The organism is Actinomadura oligospora ATCC 43269, assembly GCF_000518265.1.
Taxonomy (GTDB): domain Bacteria; phylum Actinomycetota; class Actinomycetes; order Streptosporangiales; family Streptosporangiaceae; genus Spirillospora; species Spirillospora oligospora.
Genome location: NZ_KI912410.1, coordinates 408885 through 428975 on the forward strand (window position 1 = coordinate 408885; position 20091 = coordinate 428975).

Sequence of the window (20091 nt, forward strand, 5' to 3'; positions counted from 1 at the left end):
ACTCTCGATCCGTGCCCGAATTCGACACCGGGCTTCCGGTGCTTCTCTTCCGCACCAACCACTACCCGTTGCACCACGGCACGCTGGCGGCCGTCCGGTCCCTCGGACGCGCCGGGATCGAGGTCCACGCGCTGCTGGAGGGACGGGCCAGCCCCGTGAGCCGGTCCCGCTACCTGGGACGATCCCACGAGTTCGGCCCGCACCCGTCCGACGCGTCCGGGCTGCTCGGCCACCTCGCCCGGGTCGCCGGCCGCATCGGACGGGCCCCGCTCCTGATCCCGATGGACGACGCCGCCGCGCTCTTCTCGGCCGACCACCGGACCGTCCTCGCGAACCGTTTCCGGCTTCCCGGTATGAGCCACGCCCCCGGCGAGGTCGCCGACAAATCCTCGCTGCTGGAATGCTGCCGCCGGGCCGGGATCCCCGTCCCGCCCAGTCACGTGCCGTCCGGAACGCGCCTCTCCGAGGCGGAGCTGGACGCGCTCGGCTACCCGTTGATCGTGAAATGGGCGCGTCCGTGGATGCTGCCGCGCGGCTCCCGCAGCACCACCCTGGCGCACGACTTCCGCCAGGCCCGCGCGCTGCACCACCTCTCCCTCGCGGAGGACCACCGCGCCGCGGGCCCGGTCATCTTCCAGCAGGTCGTCGGCGACACCCGGCACGACTGGTTCTTCCAGGGCTATTTCGACGACGACTCGAACCTGGTCTTCGGCGGTGTCGGGAAGAAGCGGCTCGCCTACCCCCGCCGGACGGGCGCGACCGTCGTGGGGGAGTGGCTGCCCAACCCGCGCCTCGAAGGCCACGTCCGCGCGCTCGCCAAGCGGCTCGGCTACACCGGCCCCGCCGACCTCGACTTCCGGTACGACCAGCGGGACGGCACCTACAGCCTGCTCGACTACAACCCCCGGCTCGGGGCCCAGTTCCGGCTGTTCACCGACCGCGTCGGCACCGACCTCGTCCGCGTCATGCACCTGCTGGCGTCCGGACGGCCCGTCCCGCCGGCGCGGCCGGTGTTCGGCCGGAAGATCCTCGTCGAGAACCACTACCTCCCGCTGATGGCCACGACCCGGCCGCGCGGGTTCGCCGCGCTGCGCGAGAGCGAACTGGCCTGGCTCGCGGCGGACGACCTCGCCCCGATGACGACGCTCGTCCGGCAGAGCTTGCGGGTCGCCGCGCGCCGGGCCGCCGGGCGGGTCCCGTCCGCGGAACGCCTCGGACGGCGCCTCGCCCGCCGCGCGCCCGAAACGCCCCTCCCGCCCGTCCCGCCCGACTCGTCCGCCGCTGCGGACCACGGCCGTCGCCATCCATGAACGCCGCCCAGTGAACGCCGCCCAGTGAACGCCGCCCAGTGAACGGAGTCCAGGACGTGTCCACCTCCAGCGCGGAGACCGTCGTCGTCGGCGCCGGCCCCTACGGGCTCTCCGTGGCGGCGCACCTTCGCGGCGCGGGCATGGACTGCCGGATCATCGGCACGCCCATGCGCTTCTGGAACACCGCCATGCCCGAGGGCATGTTCCTGAAGTCCGAGCCGTTCGCGTCCAGCCTCAGCTCCCCGGACGCCGGGACGCGCTTCCTCGACTTCCGTCCCGGCTGGCGCACCGGGCAGCCCATCCCCCTCGACACCTTCACCTCCTACGGCGAGTGGTTCACGCGCGAGGCCGGGCTGCCGGCCGAGCCGACGCTCGTCGCCGACGTCAGCCGCACCGGCGACCGGTTCGAGGTCGCCCTGGAGACCGGTGAGGTGGTCTCCGCGGCGAACGTCGTCCTCGGCATCGGGGTCGGGGCGTTCGCCGACATGCCGCCCGAGCTGCGGAACCTTCCCGGCGAGGTGTGCGGACACAGCAGCGGGTACCGCGACCTGTCGGTCTTCAAGGGACGCCGGGTCGCCGTGGTCGGCGCGGGCCAGTCGGCGCTGGAGACCGCGGTGCTGCTCACCGAGCACGGCGCGGAACCGCACCTGGTCACGCGCACCACGAGGCTGGCGTGGAACGCGACGCCCGGCGTCGGCGCGTCCCCGCTGACGCGCCTGCTGCGCGGCCCGCGGTCGGGCCTCGGACGCGGCTGGCGCACGTGGGTGTGGTCCGAACGGCCGCGGTACACCCGGCTGCTCTCGGACGCGGCCCGCGCGAGGATCGTCAGGAACACGCTCGGGCCCGCCGGGGCGTGGTGGCTGCGCGACCGGTTCGAGGGCGCGGTCACGGTGCGGCCGGGCCAGCGGCTCTCCGGGGCGGACGTCGTCGGCGACCGGGTGACGCTCTCCACGGTCGACCGCACCGGGATGCCCTGGATCCTCAACGTCGACCACGTCATCGCCGCCACCGGGTTCACCCCGGACGTCGACCGTGTCGGGATCCTCTCACCCGGGCTCCGCCGCGAGATCACCCGCATCGGACGCTCGCCCCGGCTGGACGCGGGGTTCGAGTCGTCGGTCCCCGGGCTGTTCTTCACCGGCCTCGCCGCCGCCGCGAGCTTCGGGCCGGTGATGCGGTTCGTCCACGGCACCGACTTCTGCGCCCGCAGGATCACCCGGCGGCTCTGCCCCGGGAGGGACTGAACCGTCCCGGGAGCGGGCGCGCACCCGCCCCCGCCTCCGTCCGGCTCGGACTCGTCCGGCTCAGTGCTTGACCCGCCGCACCCAGCGGAGCGCGTCGCGGTCCCAGCGGGCGTCGGTCCTGAGGCGGTCGAGGTCGGGGACGGCGCCGGGCGTGCCCGCGGGCACCGGGATCCAGCCCTGCCCCTGGTAGTCCCATCCGCGCTCGGGGCCGGGGCCGTCCCAGCAGGCCCACCAGCCGAACTCGGCGGCCTCGGCCTCGCCGGGCCACCGTCCCGTCCACAGGTCCCGGCCGCAGGCGTGGTCCAGCTCGAGGTCGGCCCGATGATGGCTCCCGCAGGCGAGCCGCCGTCCGCCGTGGTAGAGGCAGCGGGCGATCGCGCACCCGTCGGTGTGCGGCCGTGCGACGGCGGCCCCGCAGTCCGGGCAGTAGGGGTCCAGCGAGCTCACATGTCCTCCTCGGGCGGGAGAGGCGAAACACCGGCGCCTGGGCGCGTGCTGGCGCCGGGGACCCGGCGGGGCGCACGCGGCGTACACCGAATACTGGCCTGCGTCGCGCCCGCCACGCCCGAACCCGGCCGCCGGACGGGGACGCCCTGGGCGAGATCTATCCGCGCTGGTAGGTGGCTCTTTCCCCTGCGGGAGCAGGGTCTCGCGGCCCGGTCAGTTGCCAGGGACGGGCGGCAGGTCCGCGTGCGTCACGGTGAAGCCGCCCCGGGTCACGGGGGCGAACGGCGCGGGCGCCATCGCCGTGCCGACCGGCGTCTCGTCGCTCCAGCTCCCGTCGGCGCCCTTCGTCAGGTTCACGAACTCCCAGGAGTAGCCGAGCCGGTCGCGGGAGCGGCCCGGCGCGTCCTTGCCGGCGTCGTACACGCTGAAGCCGAGGCGCTTGCCGACCCACGGCGGGCCGCCCGGGCTCGTCCAGGTGAAGACCGCCGTGAGTGACGCGTACCCCGGCGCGGTCACCAGCGAGTCGACCGTGCCCCTCGCCCTGAAGGTGACCTTCTTGCCCTGGACGACGCTCGTGTGCGAGACCGTCACCGTCCCGGCGGCGTCGTTCGGCGAGCCGGGAAGGCCCGGCTGCCCGTTCGGGCCGGGAAGCGGACGGGTGTAGGGCGCGGCGTGCGCGTCGATCGTGAACGCCCGGACGTCGTCGTCACGCTGGTAGGTGCGGCGGATCTCCGCCGCCCCGACCACGCTCGCGGCCCCGGCCCTGCGGGCGGACGGCTCGTGGGACGTGGCGGCGGACGCGGCGGACGCCGTGGTCGCGACGGCGACGGCGGCGGTGCCGGACGCGGCGGCGGCGAGGGCGAGCACGGTGATCTTCTTGACGTTCATCGGCGTGGTCCGTTCTGTACACCCGGTCGGCGATCTTGGATGGGAACCACCCTGCCGACCCGGACCGGGCCGCCGACTCCCCCGCCGGAGGGGATCAGTCCGGAGCAGGTCCCCCGGACGGGTGAGCCGCCGTCATGGCGGCGATGATGACGATCGCCGCCTCGAACACCTCGTACGCGGGCGCGATGGGACCGGCCTCCCAGACGAACATGCACGAGGTGTCCTCGGACGCGTCCGTGCAGCAGCCCTCCGTCCCGTCGGCCAGGATCCCGGCGGGGATCCGCGGGGGCTCGCACCACACGGTCTGCCTCATCCGGACGGCCTCCGCGCGGCAGACGCTGAGGAACGGCGGCCCGTCGTCGGGCACCTGGAGGCTGCACCGGAGTCCGGACAGCTTCAGGACGACGACCTGTAGTTCCTCGAGGTGGCGGGTGCCTCCCGCGGGCGTCGGCTCGTCCGCGTCCGGCCCCAGGCGGAGCCGGGGGAGGTCGGGAGCGACGGTTCCCGGCGGCCCGCCGACGCCGCTCGGGACCGGGCCCGCGGTCAGAGCCGGACGATGGAACCAGTCGGAAATCCACGACATTGGATCGGCCCCCCGGACGACCTGATACTTCGGTTCGCCCGGCCGGAGACGGCACTGGGCGCTGACGGTGATATCGCGAACTGGGTGCGAAGTCCGGAACCGGGGAAGGGAGGGCCTGCGTCCGTCACATCGGCGGAACGCGGCCTCGGTCCGTTCTCGAGGATCTGTTTCGGTGGCCGGCCGGATCAGAGCGACTCGGACGCCGGCGGATATCGGATGGCGCGGAATTCCGTGTGCTGACGTGCGCGGTGTGTCGACCACCCCCCTGTGGGCCGGCACGTGCCTTCGCATCGTAGGTGAACCGGAACCGGTGCGAGCGGGGATTCGGGAAACGGAAGCGTGCGGAGCGACCCTATTCGTTCTCGGAAGTGGGGCCGCCGGACCCGGGATCGCGCCGGAAACGTCCGGATATCGAGGCTATTCCACCGGCGGTGGCGGTGGCGATGACGGCGAGCCAGCGCTCGACCGGGGTCGGGGGCGGAACGGGGATGAGATACCAGAGGGCGAGCGCGAGCAGGGCGGTGAGCAGTCCGCCGAGGGCTCCCTCGCCGATGGCGCACCAGAGCGTCCGGCCTTGGTCGCTTTCGCCCGGTTCTTCCGGGCTGCCCATGGGTTGACTCATCCTCGCCTTGCCCAGGGGGGAGTCCGAGTGCCTGTTGTGCGGGTGCCTGTGCTGCGGTGCCTGTGATGTGGGTGCGGGTGATGACCGAGGGCGGATGGTGGAGCAGATGTCCGACAATTCGGGTGCCGTACAGACGGCGAGGGTGCGGACGAGACTCGGCGGCCCCGTCCGCACCCTCGTCGAGAACGGGCCGGTTACCGGGTCCTGGCCCTGTAGTGCCCCACGTACTTGTTGTGGTACTTCTCCGGGTAGTTCCCCACGTACTTGTTGTGGTACTTCTCCAGCTCCCCGCCGTTCACGCAGTCACCGTGCTCGTCCTCGATGCCCAGGAGGTTGTGGATGGCGGCGCCGAGGCCGACGATGTCGACGCTGCGGCAGGTCTGGATGCCGATGATCTGCAGGTTGCGCGGCGGCTCCGGCTTGTTGCCCGCCATGGCGGGCGCGGGCATCAGGGTCATCAGACCCACGCCGCCGAGGAGGGCCACAGCAGCCTGTCGCTTGCGCATGAGTGCTCCAATTCAACTGTCGTTGCGTTGCCGCCGACGCGAAGCGCGCCACAGCGTTCGACCATCGCACCTCACAGCCTCACCGGAGGCCTGGAGGGACAAACGCGTTTTGCGAAACCGTTGCCTGTTGCAGGAATGTTCTTCAGATGCTTCGGGCATTTCCGGCAGCAGGGCAAAAGTCGCGACAGCTGGAACGGTCGTTGGCGCCCATCTTGGTAAGCCCATGTGTTGATCAAGTCGATTTGGTTTCCAGGACGTCGCGCGCCCGGTTCATATCCACCGAAAACGGCGTCCGGGAACGGCATCGGCGGGTTCGTCGATGCGGCGTGTTGCCGGTCGGGGGGACGCTTCGAGTGGCACACTGTGCTGTCACGGCCACGAGTTCCGGTTCACGGTTCCCGGGCCGGACAAGTGAAGGTGCGAAAGTGGGACTCCGGTCGCCGGATTCCTCCGAAATGTGCGGTCATAAGCACGGGCCCGACCCCGGCCCGCCGCCGCGCGAATTCGCGCACAGCCGTACACGGCCACCCCGATATCGACAGGCGGCGGTCGACCACGAGCGCCTGAATCCCCGCATCGCCGGGCGTGGGCGACGCGTTCCGCCGAACCTCCGAAGGAGAACATCATGCGCAACCGGACCAAGAACGTGAGTCGCGCCGCGCTCGTCGCGGGCGGCCTGACCGTCGTCGGCATGGGGCTGTCCAGCGGCTCCGCCCTCGCCGACACCGCCTCCACCGCCGTGGGCGGCCAGCCGGTGCGGCAGGTCGTCGCCGGCGCGCCCCACGGCAACGGACCCGACGCGAGCAAGATGCCGGAGGCCGCCAAGACCGTCCGCGGGCTGATCCGCGGCGTCGGCGTCCCGGTCCCGGGCTCGGACGCCGGCCCGAACGACCCGCAGGTTCCGCCGAAGCTGATCGACGGCCTGCCGCTCAGCCTCTTGGGCAAGGGGCTTCCGGGCCTTTCGTGACGTGAGCGGGCCGGACGCCTGAGCGGCGCCGGTCCCGCTCCATCCCGCGACAGCGCACCGTCCGGCCGGGCTTCGATCTCCTCGCAGCCCGGCGCGGCGGTGCGCTGTCGCCGTCGTCGGGGCCGTCCGGCCGGGTCCACCCGGGGCGGCGGTCCCGGGAGAACAGCATCGCCAGGAGGAGTACGTGCGGTTCAGACAGCTTCTCGCCGGCGCGGTCGCCGGCGTCCTCGGCTGGGCCGGTCCCGTCGGGCCCGCGCACGCCGAGCAGGTTCCCGTCCATGCCGCGCGCCACGCCGGAACGACCGACCACCGGGCCGGGAAGGCGGGGCACCGCGCCCGGAAGGCGGCGCGCCGGAACGCGGCGGCGCGGCGTGGCCGGACGTCGCGGGCGGGCCGGCACGGTGGTGAGCCGCACCGGCGCGGCGTGCGGAAGGCGCGGGCCGTCCGGGACCGGGACCTCGTCGAGATGATCATTCCGAAGCTGCGCTTCGACGACCGGGTCCGCGAGGGCATCTCGGAGTCGGACCTCAAGCTGGGCGTCGGCCACTACCCGGGCACGGCGTTCCCGGGGCAGGTGGGCAACGCGGTGTACCTGGGACACCGGACGACCGGGCGGGCGCCCTTCGACGACCTGGAGCACCTGACGTACGGCGACGAGGTCGTCCTGGTCTCCGGGCACCGGCGGTACGTGTACCAGGTGGTCGGGTCGAAGATCATCCTGCCGACCGACCGCCAGGTGCTCGCGCCCGTCCCCATGCAGCCGGGGCGGCGCGCCACGGACGGGTGGGCGACGCTCGTGACCTGTTATCCACGCGGACTGGACAGCCACCGCTACGTGGTCTTCGCCCGGCTCGTCCATTAGGCGCAGGAGCACCTTGCGGGGACGGATCTCCATCGGCGACGGGCACCATCGCGGCCGCGTTCACATCCGCAGGTGGTCCTCGTCCGCCTGCCCTTGATAAGAGGAGCGAACTCATGATGACGACGGGTACGACGACGCTCGTACTCAAGGGGGCGCTGGTGCTCGGCTGCGCGGCGTGCGCCCTGAGCGCCGCCGGCGCGGCGTCGGCGTCGGTCGGGGACTTCACGTACAGGGAGGGCATGACGCCGCAGCGCCTGCACAACGCGCCGGACGGTCCCTGCCACTCCCTGAGGGAAAGGGGCACGAAGTTCAGCAACCGGACCGGGACGACCGTGGAGATCTTCAAGCGCCCGAAGTGCAAGGGCCGCCACCAGTACGTCGAGCCGCACGCGGGCACGGAGGGCGCGCCGCCCTACGCGTGGAGCTTCCGCTTCATGCCCTAGCCGGCCGCCCGCCGTCGTCGGGGTCCGCCTTGCCGGTGATCCAGGGGAGGACGGCGGCCAGCGAGAGCAGCGGGACGGCCGGGAGCAGGTAGCGGTGGTCGAAGTCGGCGGTGGCGGACGGGACGACGATCAGCGCGACCCCGGCCAGGAACGGCAGGAGCGCCGGGCCGCGGAGGCGCCGGACGACCCCGGCCAGGGCGACGAGCAGCAGGACGGCGAGCAGCGGCCCCGGCAGGAAGACCGAGTCCTGGTAGGCGCGGATCCAGCCCGCGAAGGGTTCGACCACGCGGGGCCTGGCGGTCGCGCCGCCGTACAGGCGGGACGCCCGCACGGCGGTGGGCGGTCGTTTGTACCGGACGGGGAAGCGGTACTCGGCCACGGTCGCGGCCGTCGGACGGTCCGTGCGGTGCGGTGCGAAGCCGCGTGCGGCGTCCACCAGGACCGTCCATGCGTAGTCGAGGGGCTGGGTGAGGATGGCGCGCTGGGCGAAGTCGGCGGCGCGGGCGTTCCCGGCCCGGTCGTAGACGCCGCCGGGGAAGGTCTTGAACGGCGCGTGGACGCCCCACATCGCGGCGAACGCGGGGTCCATGCCGGGGGTGTCGCGCGTCCAGTCGCGGCAGAAGACGCGCTCGTCGTCCGGCGGGCGGATCCGGTCGCAGTCGGCGAACGCGGCGACGCGTCCGAACAGGAAGAGGCCGTTGGTGCCGGTGAGCGCCCAGCTTCCGTGCTCGGCCCGGTACCAGGTGGCGTACGAGCCGACGACCAGCGCGAACGCGGCGGCCAGGGCGCCGATCGGACGCCAGCCCACCCGGCGGACGAACAGGAACAGCAGCGCGATGGCGACGAGGGGCAGGCCGACCGTCCGGGTGATGGCGACGGCGCCGAGGAGGAGACCTGCGGCCAGGGTCAGCGTCCAGGACGGGGCGGGCCGCCACAGCAGCACGGCGATCGCCGCGACGACCAGCAGTTCGAAGAGCGTGTCCGAGAGGACGAGGTGCTCCAGCTCGATCTGGTACGCGTCCAGTAGGGCGGGGGCGGCGGCCAGGCAGCCGAGGAGGCCGGGCAGGACGACCCGGTCCGGCCACGCGGTGCGCGCCGCCCGGTAGACCAGGAGGTACAGCAGGATGCCGACGGTGAGACCGAACAGATGCTGGGTGAACGCGATCGTGCCGAAGTCGTGCAGGGGCCGGAGCATCCACAGCATGAGCGAGTAGCCGCTCGGCCGCAGCATCGACGGGACGGGCTCCAGCGCACCCCGTAGATAGGTGCCCGAGTCTCCGAACCACAACATCGACGGGTAGCCGGCCATGGCGACCAGTCGCGGCACGACGGCCGCGGCGAGCAGCAACGCGAACGGGCCGTGCCGCCGTGCTGTCCCCCGAAGCCCCTGTGCCTCAGCCGCGCGCCCGTCTCCGAGCGGACGCGCCGAAGCGTCCACCTTCACGATTTCCCCCTGTCGTGCCCTACCCGGTTGCGACGCCGGGACACCGGCGGGGGGACGTCCGCTTCGCGCGAGTGGCCGAGCCCGGCCACGCTCGGGAAACGGCCGGAACCGGACGGCTCAGGAGCGGTGAGTCGCACGCCGGAGCGGGTGGGGGGCCTGCCGAAGCGCCCGAGTCCGGGGGACGCGACCCCGGTGAGACCGTTCCACTACGGTTGCGGCACCATATCCACCAAAATGACACCGCCCGCCGGGCACCGGGTGACGGCTGACTTCTCCGTTGACCATGGTCGGCGGGAGGAGTAGTTTCGCGGCGCGGAACTCGTGCCTGGCCATGAGCAACCGGAGGACCCGCCCAGATGGACCGTGCGGCAGGGCCAACCGGGGGATACGCCAAGGACGCCGAACGGGCGGCGACCGAGGCGTTCGTGGTCGTGGAACCGGTCGGTCCCGGCCGCGTCCGGCGCGGCGTCGACATCGTGGGGATGTCGAGCCTGCTCAGCGAGGCGCGGGAGCACCTGGACCGCGACGACGGGACGGTCGTCCTGACCGGTCCGCCCGGCATCGGCAAGTCGACGCTGCTCGAGCGGCTCGCCGGGGAGCACCCCGGCCACACCGTGCTGCGCTGCGCGCCCGCCGAGTCCGAGAGCCAGCTGCCGTTCCTCGGGCTGATCGACCTGCTGTCCACGACCGGCGACGACGTGCTCGACCTGCTTCCCGGGCACCAGCGGGCCGTCCTGCGGTCGGCGCTGCTGCGCGGCGGTGACCCGCCGCCCGAGCGCGGCCCGCTGCCGCTGCGGCTGGCCGTCCTCGACCTGTTCCGGGTGCTGTGCGCGCGGTCCCCGGTGCTGCTGGTTATCGACGACGCGCAGTGGCTGGACGGCCCGAGCGCCGAGCTGCTGGCGTTCGTCGCGCGCCGCGCGGCCGGGCTGCCGCTGCGCGCGCTGGTGGCCGTCCGGGTGGACCAGCGCGGACGGTACGACGCGAGCTTCTGCCCGGGTCCGGTGCACGCGATCAACGTTCCCGGCCTGACCGTGGCCGAGGTGTCGCAGCTGCTGGGCGACCGGTGGCCGCGTCCGGTCGCGACGCGCGTGCACGAGGTCAGCGGCGGCAACCCGTTCTTCGCGCTGGAGCTCGGACGCGCCCTGGCGGAGTCACCGCCGGAGTCGACCGACGACGAGCTGCCGCTTCCGGACAGCCTGCGCGATCTCATGCTGGACAGGCTCGGCACGCTGTCGGAGGACGCCCGCCGGACGCTGCTGACCGCGAGCGCGGCGGCCCGTCCGACGCTGCGGCTGCTGCGCGCGGCCGGGCGGGACGGCGCGGACGAGGACGTCGCGGCGGCCGTCCGGGACGGGATCGTGGAGATCGGGTCGGGCGAGGTCGTCCGGTTCACGCATCCGCTGCTCGCCGCCGTCGTGTACGCCGAGGCCGAGCCGGGGGAGCGGCACGCCGCGCACGCCGCGCTCGCCGGGGCGGTGACCGACCCGGTCGAGCGTGCCCGGCACCGCGCGCTCATCGCCCCCGGCCCGGACGCCGAGCTGGCGACCGCGCTGGACGAGGCGGCGGTCGCGGCGCGGCGGCGCGGGGCCCCGGCGGAGGCGTGCCGGCTCGGCCGCCTCGCCGCCGAGCACACCCCGCCGGACGACACCGGCGGCTTCGTGAACCGGCTGCTCACGGCGTCCGAGGACGCGATCGCCGCCGGGGACCTGCCCGAGGCGCGGCGGATCGCGCACGAGGCGCTGACCGTCGCGTCCGAGCCCGCGCCCCGCGTGCGCGGCTGGCTCGCGGTGATCGACTCGGCGGGGCAGGCGCTCGCCGAGTTCGGCGACATCTTCCCGCGCGCGCTCGCGGACGCCGGGGACGATCCGGCCCTGCTCGCTCCACTGCACTACCGGCTCGCATGGCGGGCATGGCTCGTCGAGGGTTCGGCGTTCGAGGCGCACGAGCACGCCGCGCGTTCGGCCGAGCTGGCCGCGCGCGCAGGAGACAGGCGCACCGAGATCCTCGCGCTGGCCAAGCAGGCGCATCTGGCGTTCTTCCTAGGACGTCCGGACGCGGAGAGGACGCTCGCGCGCGCGTTGTCGTCCCCGCAGGACCCGCGCGTCATGGTGGATCACAACGGTCCCGCGTTCCAGCGCTACCGGCACCACCTGCTCGCCGACCGGCTGGAGGAGGCGCGGGCCGAACTGCGGTCGCTGATCTACCTCGTCCGGCGGCGCGGCGCGGTCGAGAGCCTGTGCCACTGCCTGCACAACCTCGCGCGCGTGGAGGTCCACCGCGGACGGTGCGACCGGGCGCTGGACGTGGCGCGCCAGAGTCTCCGGCTGGCCGAGGACAGCGACCTGAGCCAGGGCCCGTCCTGGTTCTCGCTCGCGCTCGCCGAGGCGGCCGGCGGCGACGCCGACCGGGCCGCGGACGCGGCGCGCCGGGCCGAGCAGCACAGCGCCGACGACGGCGACCTGCTGTTCCTGCCGCAGGCGTGGTTCGTCGCCGGGCACATCCACCTGATGGCCGGGCGCGACGAGGCGGCGGCGGCGCTGCTCCGGCGCGTCCGGCGGTCGGAGGAGGCGCAGGGCCTCGGCGACCCGGCGATGCGGCGCTGGCACGGCGACCTCGCCGAGGCGCTCGCGCTGTCGGGGAACCTGGACGAGGCGGCCGAGCTGATCGAGGAGACGCGCGCCCGCGCGACCCGGCTGGAGCGGCGCGTCATGCTCGCGGTGATGGACCGCGCCGCCGCGCTGGTCGCGGCCGGACGCGGCGACCAGGCCACGGCGAACGCCCTCGCGCGGCGGTCGGCGACGGCGCTGGCGGAGCTGCCGTTCCGGCTGGAGGAGGGCCGGTCCTGGCTGGTGCTGGGCCGGTTGCGGCTCGGGCAGAACGACGCGCCCGGCGCGCGGTCGGCCCTGCGCGAGGCGCGCCGTGTCTTCGCGCACGCGCACGCGCGCCCGTGGCTCGCGCTGGTCACCACCGAGCTCGACCGCGTCCGGGACCTGGACCGGGCGGCGCAGGCGCCGTCCGCGCCGTCCGCCGCGCTGGGGGTGCTCAGCGCGATGGAGGCGAAGGTCGCCGGGCTCGTCGCGGAGGGCGCGACCAACCGCGAGATCGCGGCGCGGCTGTTCATCAGCGTCAAGACGGTCGAGGCCGCGCTCACACGGACGTACCGCAAGCTCGGAGTCCGGTCGCGCGTGGACCTCGCGCGACTGGCCTCGTCTCCGCACCGTCCTCCTCAGGATCCCCCGCGGAGCGACGCGTAGGAACCCTGCGCGAACCCTGTCCCTGGCCCCGCCTGGACCCTGCGCGACCCTGCCCGGACCCTGTGCCGCCCCGCGCCGCGGTCCCGAGGCGATTTCGGTGCGCGGAATTCTCACTCACGGCGGGTCGAGATCGCGTTCACGGCGCGTGGAAAACGCCGATGTCGGAGGTCATGCGGGCGTCGTGTCCGGTTCATGGGGTTGTTCATAGGGATATCCCTAACGTTCGGGCTTCGGTCTTCCTTGGACGAGTTAACGAGCTGAAACTCACCTTGATCCGAGTTGCGGCGAATTACCCCGCTATGCCGCGAAAGGAGCTCCTAGTCCAAAGTCGCCGCCCTCGTCCCCGTTCTGTCCAGCCCGCCGTTCCCCGCGGCGGGCCTCTGCCCACGAGGCGAGAGGGAACCGATCCACATGACCCCACGTAGAATCGTGACGGTGTCGAGCGCGGCCGTGATCGCCGCGGCCGGCCTCGTCGCCCTCCCCCCAGCGGCCCAGGCCGGGCCCAAACCGAAACCCGGTATGCCGGCGGGGCCGTCGTCCTTCGCCAAGGACGACTTCACGCTCAACCCGTCCCCGGCGACCCGCAAGGCGGCCATCAAGAACGCCGAGAAGGCGCTCGCGTCGCACGCCTCCAAGGCGCACGCGAAGGCCGGGCACGCGTTCACGCCGCGCACGGTCGTCGTCAACAAGGACGGCGGAGCCGACGTCCGCTTCGACCGGAGCTACAAGGGACTGCCGGTCTACGGCGGCGACCTGGTCGTGCACCTGAAGCCGGGCGGCTCCTACAAGGACATCAACACCAACACCCGCGAGACGCCGACCGTCCCCACCGCGCCGTACGTCAGCGCGAAGCAGGCGCAGGCGACCTCGCGCGGGCAGGTCAAGGGCACGGTGACCTCCGCCGAGGCGCCGAAGCTGGCGATCTGGAACTTCGGCCGGTCGTCCCAGCTGGTGTGGGAGACCGTCGTCCGGGGCACCAAGACCGACCAGACGCCGACCGTTCTGCACGTCCTGGTGGACGCGCGTAAGGGCAAGGTCGTCACCAAGCGGGACGAGGTCAGCTCGTTCCTCTCGCCGGCCCAGGCGGCCAAGCTGGCCAAGACCCAGAAGGCCAAGGCGAGCGAGGGCATCCTCACCGCCGGCACCGGCAACTCGATCTACAGCGGCTCGGTGTCGATCGACCTGACGCAGTCCGGCAGCACCTGGTCGATGAAGGACCCGTCGCACGGCAACGGGACCACCACCAACCTGAACCACGCCACGAGCGGCACCGGGACGATCTTCAGCAACTCGACCGGCACGTTCGGCAACGGCACCACCAGCGACGCCGCGTCCGCCGGTGTCGACGCGCACTACGGCGCGGCCTCGACGTTCGACTACTTCAAGAACGTCCACGGCCGCAGCGGCATCTTCGGCAACGGCGCCGGCGTCCCCTCGCGCACCCACTACGGCAACGCCTACGTGAACGCGTTCTGGGACGGCACCCAGATGACCTACGGCGACGGCTCGGGCAATGCCAAGCCGCTCGTCGAGATCGACGTGGCCGGCCACGAGATGAGCCACGGCGTCAGCGGCGCCCTCACCGGCTGGGACGAGACCGGCGAGACCGGCGGCATGAACGAGGGCACCAGCGACATCTTCGGGTCGATGGTGGAGTTCTACGCCAACAACGCCAAGGACACGCCCGACTACACCATGGGCGAGCTCATCGACATCAACGGTGACGGCACGCCGCTCCGTTACATGTACAACCCGTCGCTGGACGGCGCGTCGCCGAACTGCTGGACGAGCAGCAACGGCGGACTCGACCCGCACTACTCGCTCGGCCCGCTAACGCACTGGTTCTTCCTGCTCGCGGTCGGCTCCGGCGACCACGGCTACGGCAACAGCCCGACCTGCAACAGCTCCACGGTCACCGGGCTCGGCAACAACAAGGCCGAGAAGATCTGGTTCAAGGCGCTCGCGTCCTACGCCAACAGCAGCGAGAACTACGCGCAGGCCCGCATCGACTCGCTGAAGGCCGCCGCGGACCTGTACGGCACGCACTGCACCGAGTACAACACCGTGAACTCCGCGTGGGCGGCGGTCAGCGTGACCGGCACCGACCCGGTTCCCGGCACGTGCCCCGGCCAGCCCGGCTCGCCGCAGGTGACCAACCCCGGTAACCAGACCAGCACCGTCGGGACGGCCGTCAGCCTGCAGATCCAGGCGACCGACCCGAACAACACGACGCTGACCTACAGCGCCACGGGCCTGCCCGCCGGCCTGTCGATCAACGCCACCTCCGGTCTGATCTCCGGCACCCCGACCACCGCGGGCTCCTCCTCGGTGACCGTGACCGCCAAGAACACCGCGGGGAACACCGGATCGACCACGTTCACGTGGACGGTCAACCCGATCGGCGGCGGCTGCTCCAGCCCCGGCAACAAGGTGACCAACGGCGGGTTCGAGTCCGGCACCACTCCGTGGACCCTCACGGCGGGCGTCCGCTCGGCCAACGGCAGCGGTGAGACCTCGCACAGCGGCACCTACTTCGGCTGGCTGGACGGCTACGGCACCACCCACACCGACAGCGCGACCCAGTCGGTGACCATCCCGGCCGGCTGCAAGGCCTCGCTGAGCTACTACCTGCACATCGACACCAGTGAGAGCGGCAGCACCGCTTACGACAAGCTCACGGTCAAGGCGGGCTCCACGACGCTGAAGACCTACAGCAACGTCAACGCGGCCACCGGCTACTCGCTCCAGACCGTCGACCTGTCCTCCTTCGCGGGCCAGACGGTGACCATCTCCTTCAGCGGCACCGAGGACGTGTCCCTGCAGACGAGCTTCGTCATCGACGACGTGGCGGTCAACGCCTCCTGAGTCGCCGGCGCCGGCCGCCGTCCCCCCGCGGCGGCCGGCGCCCTCCGACGGAGCCGGTGAGAAGGCCGGCCCATCCCGGCCAGGGCGCGAGGCCCCCCGGCCGGAGGCCCTGGCCGGGAGGCCGGCCTGACGGTTCCACCCCTTGTCCCGTGCGCGACCCCATCCCCCCGGCCGCGCTCGGGACCTGCCCGCGAGGGAGAACCCCCGTGACCCGCGATCCCCTCGGCGCGCGCCCCGTGGCGCGCCGCACGCGAACCCCCCGCCCGAGAATCCCCCGCCCGAGAAGTCCCCGCCTGATCGGCTTCCGCATGAGAAGGACCCTCGCCCTCGGGGCGGGGGCCGCGATGGTGGCGGCGAGCCTCGTCGCCCCGTCCCTGCCCGCCTCGGCCCAGCCCGCCGCCCCCGGCGCCAAGCCGAAGCCGCGCCTGGCCACCGACTGCACGCCCGCGCAGGTCGTCGGCAACGGCGGCTTCGAGAGCGGCACCACGCCCTGGACGGCGTCCAGCAACGTGATCTTCACCGGAGGCGGCCAGACCGCGCACTCCGGCAGCCGGTTCGCCCGCCTGGACGGCACCGGGAGCACGCACACCGACACGCTGTCGCAGTCGGTGACGCTGCCCGCCGGGTGCTCCTCGGCGTCCCTGTCGTTCTGGCTGCACATCGACACCGGCGAGTCCCCCGGGTCGATCGCCTACGACAAGCTCACCGCGAAGATCGGCACGACCACGCTCGCGACGTACTCCAACAGGGACGCTGCGAGCGGGTACGTGAAGAAGACCTTCGACGTGTCCGCCTACGCGGGCCAGACCGTCACGCTCACGTTCACCGGCACCGAGGACGTGAGCCTCCAGACCAGCTTCGTGCTCGACGACGTCGCGCTGGACGTCTCCGGCGGATCCACCCCGCCTGCCGGTGACCGCACCCCCGCGACGCCGTCCTACACGGTGAACCTCAGCAGCGACGCGTCCGGCGCGACGTGGACCGGGCACGAGTCGGTGTCGTTCACCAACGCGTCCGCGACCCCGCTGTCCGAGGTCTACCTGCGGCTCTGGGACAACTACCACGGGACGTGCCCGTCCAACACGCCGATCACCGTCTCCAACGTCTCCGGCGGGACGGCCGGATCGCTGGAGGTCGGCTGCACGGCGCTCAAGGTCACCCTGCCCGCGCCGCTGAACCAGGGCCAGAGCGGGACGGTCGGCTTCGACCTGAGCGTCGTCGTGCCGTCCGGGGCGGACCGGTTCGGCCGCGACGGCGCGTACAGCTTCATCGGCAACGCGCTGCCCGTGCTCGCCATCAGGGACGCGTCCGGATGGCACCTCGACCCCTACACCAACAACGGCGAGTCGTTCTACTCGCTGGCGTCCGACTTCACGGTCACGCTCGACCACCCGACCTCGCTCTCGGTCCCCGCCACCGGCACCTCGACCGACACGCCCGGCTCGTCCGGCCGGACGGTCACGACGGCGACGGCGACCAAGGTGCGGGACTTCGCGTGGGCGGCCGGGCCGTTCCAGAAGATCTCCGGCACCTCGTCCGGCGGCGTGAAGGTCAACGTCTACTGGGTGAGCGGGATCTCGTCCTCGTCCGCGCAGTCGATGCTGAACACCTCGACGAACGCGCTGGACACGCACTCCTCGCGGTTCGGGGCCTACCCGTACGGCGAGGCGGACGTCGTGCTCGACAACAACTTCTGGTTCGGCGGCATGGAGTACCCGGGATTCGTCCTCGACCTGGTCAGCTCCACCGCGCTCGCGCACGAGCTCGCCCACCAGTGGTGGTACGGGATCGTGGGCGACGACGAGTACAACGGCCCGTGGCTGGACGAGGCGTTCGCCGACTACGCGACCGACCTGTACTTCGGTGACACCGGAGTGGGCTGCTGGTCGGGCTCGTGGGCGTCGTCCGCGGAGAAGATCACCAACTCGATGGCGTACTGGGACGCGCATTCGTCGCGGTACTCCACGGTCGTCTACGGCTACGGCAAGTGCGCGCTGCACGACCTGCAACGCGTCCTCGGCGACACGGCCATGGCGAACCTGATGCGCACCTACGCCCAGTCCCACTGGTACGGGGTCTCGACGACGGCGGAGTTCAAGGCCGCGGCGCAGGCCGCGACCAGCACGGACCTGACGTCCTTCTGGACCACGCACCGCATCGAAGGCTGACCGCGCCGGGCCCGGGGTCAGCCCCCGAGCCCCGGGCCCGGCGCGGTTGCACGACCCGCCCCCCGCCCGTGCCCGCCCCGTCCTCTCCCGGACGGGGCGGACGCGTTCCCGCGTCCTCGGCCGGGGGCTGACGGCGAACGCACGGGGAACGTGCCGCGAAGGTGCGGGAACGGCCGCGAATGCGGCGGAAGAACCGGATTTCCGGGGGCGGACGGCACCCTGCGCGGGAGATCTTCCGGGAATTCCCGTCCGAACGTTCGGTTTGGGGCTTCCACTGTGACGCAGCTCTCCGGGAGGCTGGGGTGCATGGAGGACAAGATCGCGCTCGTCACCGGGGCCACGTCGGGGATCGGGAAGGAGACCGCGCGCGAGCTCGCCCGGCGCGGCTTCCGCGTCGGCATCGTGGCCCGCAACCCCACCCGGGCGGAACGCGCCGTCGAGGAGCTGGCCGAGAGCGTCCCCGGCGCGATCTTCGACCTGTTCCCGGCCGACCTGTCGGCGCTGGAGGACGTCCGGCACGTGGCCGAGCGCGTCCACGCGGCCTACGGGCACCTGGACGTCCTGGTGAACAACGCGGGCGTGCACCTGCTGCGGGCCAAGACCAGCGCGGACGGGTACGACCGGATGATCGCCACCAACCACCTTGGACCGTTCCTGCTCACCGAGCTGCTGCTCGGCGCGCTGGAGAAGGCCGGGCACGCGGACGGCGCCCGCGTGGTGACCGTCGCGTCCGAGGCGCACCGCCAGGCGGGCCGCCTGGATCCGGAGCGGTTCGCCGAACCGGACCCTTACGGGCCGTCCGGATCGTTCCGCGTGTACGCGCGGTCGAAGCTGCTCAACATCCTGTTCACGCAGGAGCTCGCCGAGCGCCTGGGCGGCACGGGCGTCACCGCCAACGCGGTCTGTCCGGGCATGGTCGCAACCGGCCTCGGCCGCGACGCCCCCGGCGTGGGACGCGTCGCCGGGCTGCTCTCCCACACGCCCGCGATGCGGACCCCGGCGCAGGGCGCGCGCGTGGTCGTCCGGGTGGCCACGGACCCGGTGTTCGCGGAGCGGACGGGCGAGTACGTCACGTCCACACCCGGCCTGCGCTTCCTGCCCAGCTCCGGGCCCCTGAAGGACATCGACCTCCGCCGGGCCGTCTGGGACCGTTCCTCCGCACTTGTCGGGCTGCCTTGCCGCTAACGTTGCCCCCGTGAGCCAGCCGTACGACCCGTCGACGCCTCCTCCAGGCCATCACCAGCCCGGCCGTCCTCCCACGCCCGGCTGGACCCCGGCCCCGGCCCCGGCACCGGGTCACCCCGGCGCTTACGGGCAGCCGCCCGCGCAGGGCGCTCCAGGCGGCTACGGCCAGCCACCCGCCCAGGGCGGCTACGGCCAGACGCCTGGACAGGGCGGTTACGGCGGCCAGGGCGCTGCGCAGGGCGGCTACGGCCAGGCTGCTGCGCAAGGCGGCTACGGCCAGACGCCTGCGCAGGGTGGTTACGGCCAAGCGCCCGCGCAGGGCGGGTATGGGCAGACGCCTGCGCAGGGCGGGTACGGGCAGGCGGCTGCGCCAGGTGGTCCTGGGTATGGGCCTGGGGGCGGGGTTTCCGGGCGTGTTCCCGCCGGGCCGCTCGTGCCGGTGGTGAAGGGGCGCGGGCTGAAGGACTTCGGCTCCGGGGTCGTGTACTTCCTCCGTGGGCTGGCGTGGGTGGCGCGGCGTCCGGGGAAGTGGCTGTTCGGGCTGATCCCGGCGCTGATCGTGCTGGTCGTGTACGCGGCGCTGCTGGGCTCGCTCGCGTGGAACCTGGACGACGCGGCGCGCGGGGTCACGCCGTTCGCCGACCACTGGTCGTCCGGGCTGCGCACCACGACGCACGTGGTCGCGGGGATCACGCTGTTCGGTTCGGCGGCGTTCCTGGCCGTGCTGACGTTCACCGCGCTGACGCTGCTGGTCGGCGACCCGTTCTACGAGCGGATCGCGGTCGCGGTCGAGGACTCGCTCGGCGGCGCGCCGCCCGAGCCGGACGTCCCGCTCGGCACGCAGATCGCCCGCGCGCTCAAGGACGCGCTGATCCTCGGGCTGTTCGCGGTCGGGTTCGGGCTGGTGTTCTTCGTCCTCGGGTTCCTGCCGGTGGTCGGGCAGACGGTCGTGCCGGTCCTCGCGGCGTGCGTTTCCGGATACTTCCTCGCGGGAGAGCTGTCGGCCGTCATGCTGGAGCGGCGGGGCCTGCTGCGCCGCGACCGGTTCGCGTTGCTGAAGGCGCACCGGTCCCTGGCGGTGGGTTTCGGCGCGTCCGCATTCGTGGTCTTCCTCATTCCGCTGGGCGCCGTGTTCGCCATGCCCGGCGCGGTCGCCGGTGGCGCGATCCTCGCGCGGGAACGGCTCGTGCCTGCTATTCCGGCGTCGCACCGGGATCTGGTGTCACCGGCACATCACTGAGGCGATAGAAAGATGTGTCCTGAGCGTAATTACCGGCCGGTCCCTAATGAGTGATCTTCGCGT

At 72.7% G+C, this 20091-nt stretch carries 16 protein-coding genes; 10 read left to right on the forward strand and 6 right to left on the reverse strand.

What is annotated here, in order from left to right; genetic code table 11:
* Nucleotides 1-11: 11 nt before the first annotated feature.
* Nucleotides 12-1310 carry a carboxylate--amine ligase gene (locus P696_RS49815; protein ID WP_051468468.1) on the forward strand — a complete coding sequence of 433 codons (1299 nt, stop codon included), beginning with the start codon at nucleotides 12-14 and terminating at the stop codon, nucleotides 1308-1310.
* Nucleotides 1311-1366: 56 nt separating this feature from the next.
* Nucleotides 1367-2554, forward strand: a complete 1188-nt coding sequence (locus P696_RS0133520) for an NAD(P)-binding domain-containing protein (protein WP_026415748.1) — start codon at nucleotides 1367-1369, stop codon at nucleotides 2552-2554.
* A 60-nt stretch (nucleotides 2555-2614) separates the two neighbouring features.
* Here P696_RS0133520 and P696_RS49820 read toward each other — a convergent pair whose 3' ends face one another.
* From P696_RS49820 to P696_RS0133545, 5 genes are all read right to left on the reverse strand, one after another.
* Nucleotides 2615-3001, reverse strand: a complete 387-nt coding sequence (locus tag P696_RS49820; protein WP_034488263.1) for a hypothetical protein — start codon at nucleotides 2999-3001, stop codon at nucleotides 2615-2617.
* A 213-nt stretch (nucleotides 3002-3214) separates the two neighbouring features.
* Complete coding sequence (locus P696_RS0133530) at nucleotides 3215-3889, reverse strand: hypothetical protein (protein ID WP_026415749.1); 675 nt, start codon at nucleotides 3887-3889, stop codon at nucleotides 3215-3217.
* Between the two features lie 94 nt (nucleotides 3890-3983).
* Nucleotides 3984-4472 carry a hypothetical protein gene (locus tag P696_RS0133535; protein ID WP_026415750.1) on the reverse strand — a complete coding sequence of 163 codons (489 nt, stop codon included), beginning with the start codon at nucleotides 4470-4472 and terminating at the stop codon, nucleotides 3984-3986.
* 352 nt (nucleotides 4473-4824) lie between these two features.
* On the reverse strand, nucleotides 4825-5082 hold the full coding sequence (locus tag P696_RS0133540) for a hypothetical protein (RefSeq protein WP_026415751.1): 258 nt from the start codon (nucleotides 5080-5082) through the stop codon (nucleotides 4825-4827).
* A 206-nt stretch (nucleotides 5083-5288) separates the two neighbouring features.
* Nucleotides 5289-5600, reverse strand: coding sequence for a hypothetical protein (locus tag P696_RS0133545; RefSeq protein ID WP_211245915.1), 312 nt, complete (start codon nucleotides 5598-5600; stop codon nucleotides 5289-5291).
* Between the two features lie 625 nt (nucleotides 5601-6225).
* Here P696_RS0133545 and P696_RS0133550 point away from each other — a divergent pair.
* The 3 genes from P696_RS0133550 (at nucleotide 6226) to P696_RS0133560 (ending at nucleotide 7872) form a co-directional block, all read left to right on the forward strand.
* On the forward strand, nucleotides 6226-6567 hold the full coding sequence (locus P696_RS0133550; protein ID WP_026415753.1) for a hypothetical protein: 342 nt from the start codon (nucleotides 6226-6228) through the stop codon (nucleotides 6565-6567).
* 184 nt (nucleotides 6568-6751) lie between these two features.
* Complete coding sequence (locus tag P696_RS53230) at nucleotides 6752-7429, forward strand: class E sortase (RefSeq protein ID WP_051468469.1); 678 nt, start codon at nucleotides 6752-6754, stop codon at nucleotides 7427-7429.
* A gap of 113 nt (nucleotides 7430-7542) precedes the next feature.
* On the forward strand, nucleotides 7543-7872 hold the full coding sequence (locus P696_RS0133560) for a hypothetical protein (RefSeq protein ID WP_026415754.1): 330 nt from the start codon (nucleotides 7543-7545) through the stop codon (nucleotides 7870-7872).
* Here the strand turns inward: P696_RS0133560 and P696_RS49830 are convergent.
* Nucleotides 7862-9316 carry a hypothetical protein gene (locus P696_RS49830; protein ID WP_157430080.1) on the reverse strand — a complete coding sequence of 485 codons (1455 nt, stop codon included), beginning with the start codon at nucleotides 9314-9316 and terminating at the stop codon, nucleotides 7862-7864. The two genes, P696_RS0133560 and P696_RS49830, sit on opposite strands and share 11 nt — an antisense overlap.
* A gap of 356 nt (nucleotides 9317-9672) precedes the next feature.
* Here P696_RS49830 and P696_RS0133570 point away from each other — a divergent pair, with 356 nt between their 5' ends.
* From P696_RS0133570 to P696_RS0133590, 5 genes are all read left to right on the forward strand, one after another.
* On the forward strand, nucleotides 9673-12570 hold the full coding sequence (locus tag P696_RS0133570; protein ID WP_211245916.1) for a helix-turn-helix transcriptional regulator: 2898 nt from the start codon (nucleotides 9673-9675) through the stop codon (nucleotides 12568-12570).
* A 435-nt stretch (nucleotides 12571-13005) separates the two neighbouring features.
* Nucleotides 13006-15435, forward strand: coding sequence for a M4 family metallopeptidase (locus P696_RS49835; RefSeq protein ID WP_211245917.1), 2430 nt, complete (start codon nucleotides 13006-13008; stop codon nucleotides 15433-15435).
* A gap of 308 nt (nucleotides 15436-15743) precedes the next feature.
* Nucleotides 15744-17603, forward strand: a complete 1860-nt coding sequence (locus P696_RS0133580) for a M1 family metallopeptidase (RefSeq protein WP_026415756.1) — start codon at nucleotides 15744-15746, stop codon at nucleotides 17601-17603.
* 306 nt (nucleotides 17604-17909) lie between these two features.
* Nucleotides 17910-18788: an SDR family NAD(P)-dependent oxidoreductase gene (locus tag P696_RS0133585; protein WP_026415757.1), complete on the forward strand. Its 879-nt coding sequence runs from the start codon at nucleotides 17910-17912 to the stop codon at nucleotides 18786-18788.
* Between the two features lie 10 nt (nucleotides 18789-18798).
* Complete coding sequence (locus P696_RS0133590; RefSeq protein WP_245627914.1) at nucleotides 18799-20028, forward strand: EI24 domain-containing protein; 1230 nt, start codon at nucleotides 18799-18801, stop codon at nucleotides 20026-20028.
* The last annotated feature ends 63 nt before the right edge of the window (nucleotides 20029-20091 follow it).

What these genes read in the sequence shown, in the direction of transcription:
- P696_RS0133580 (WP_026415756.1), top strand. Translation starts at nt 15,744, where the DNA reads ATGAGAAGGACCCTCGCCCTCGGGGCGGGGGCCGCGATGGTGGCGGCG.
- P696_RS0133535 (WP_026415750.1), bottom strand. Translation starts at nt 4,472, where the DNA reads ATGTCGTGGATTTCCGACTGGTTCCATCGTCCGGCTCTGACCGCGGGC.
- P696_RS0133585 (WP_026415757.1), top strand. Translation starts at nt 17,910, where the DNA reads ATGGAGGACAAGATCGCGCTCGTCACCGGGGCCACGTCGGGGATCGGG.
- P696_RS0133545 (WP_211245915.1), bottom strand. Translation starts at nt 5,600, where the DNA reads ATGCGCAAGCGACAGGCTGCTGTGGCCCTCCTCGGCGGCGTGGGTCTG.
- P696_RS0133530 (WP_026415749.1), bottom strand. Translation starts at nt 3,889, where the DNA reads ATGAACGTCAAGAAGATCACCGTGCTCGCCCTCGCCGCCGCCGCGTCC.
- P696_RS0133550 (WP_026415753.1), top strand. Translation starts at nt 6,226, where the DNA reads ATGCGCAACCGGACCAAGAACGTGAGTCGCGCCGCGCTCGTCGCGGGC.
- P696_RS0133560 (WP_026415754.1), top strand. Translation starts at nt 7,543, where the DNA reads ATGATGACGACGGGTACGACGACGCTCGTACTCAAGGGGGCGCTGGTG.
- P696_RS0133570 (WP_211245916.1), top strand. Translation starts at nt 9,673, where the DNA reads ATGGACCGTGCGGCAGGGCCAACCGGGGGATACGCCAAGGACGCCGAA.
- P696_RS0133540 (WP_026415751.1), bottom strand. Translation starts at nt 5,082, where the DNA reads ATGGGCAGCCCGGAAGAACCGGGCGAAAGCGACCAAGGCCGGACGCTC.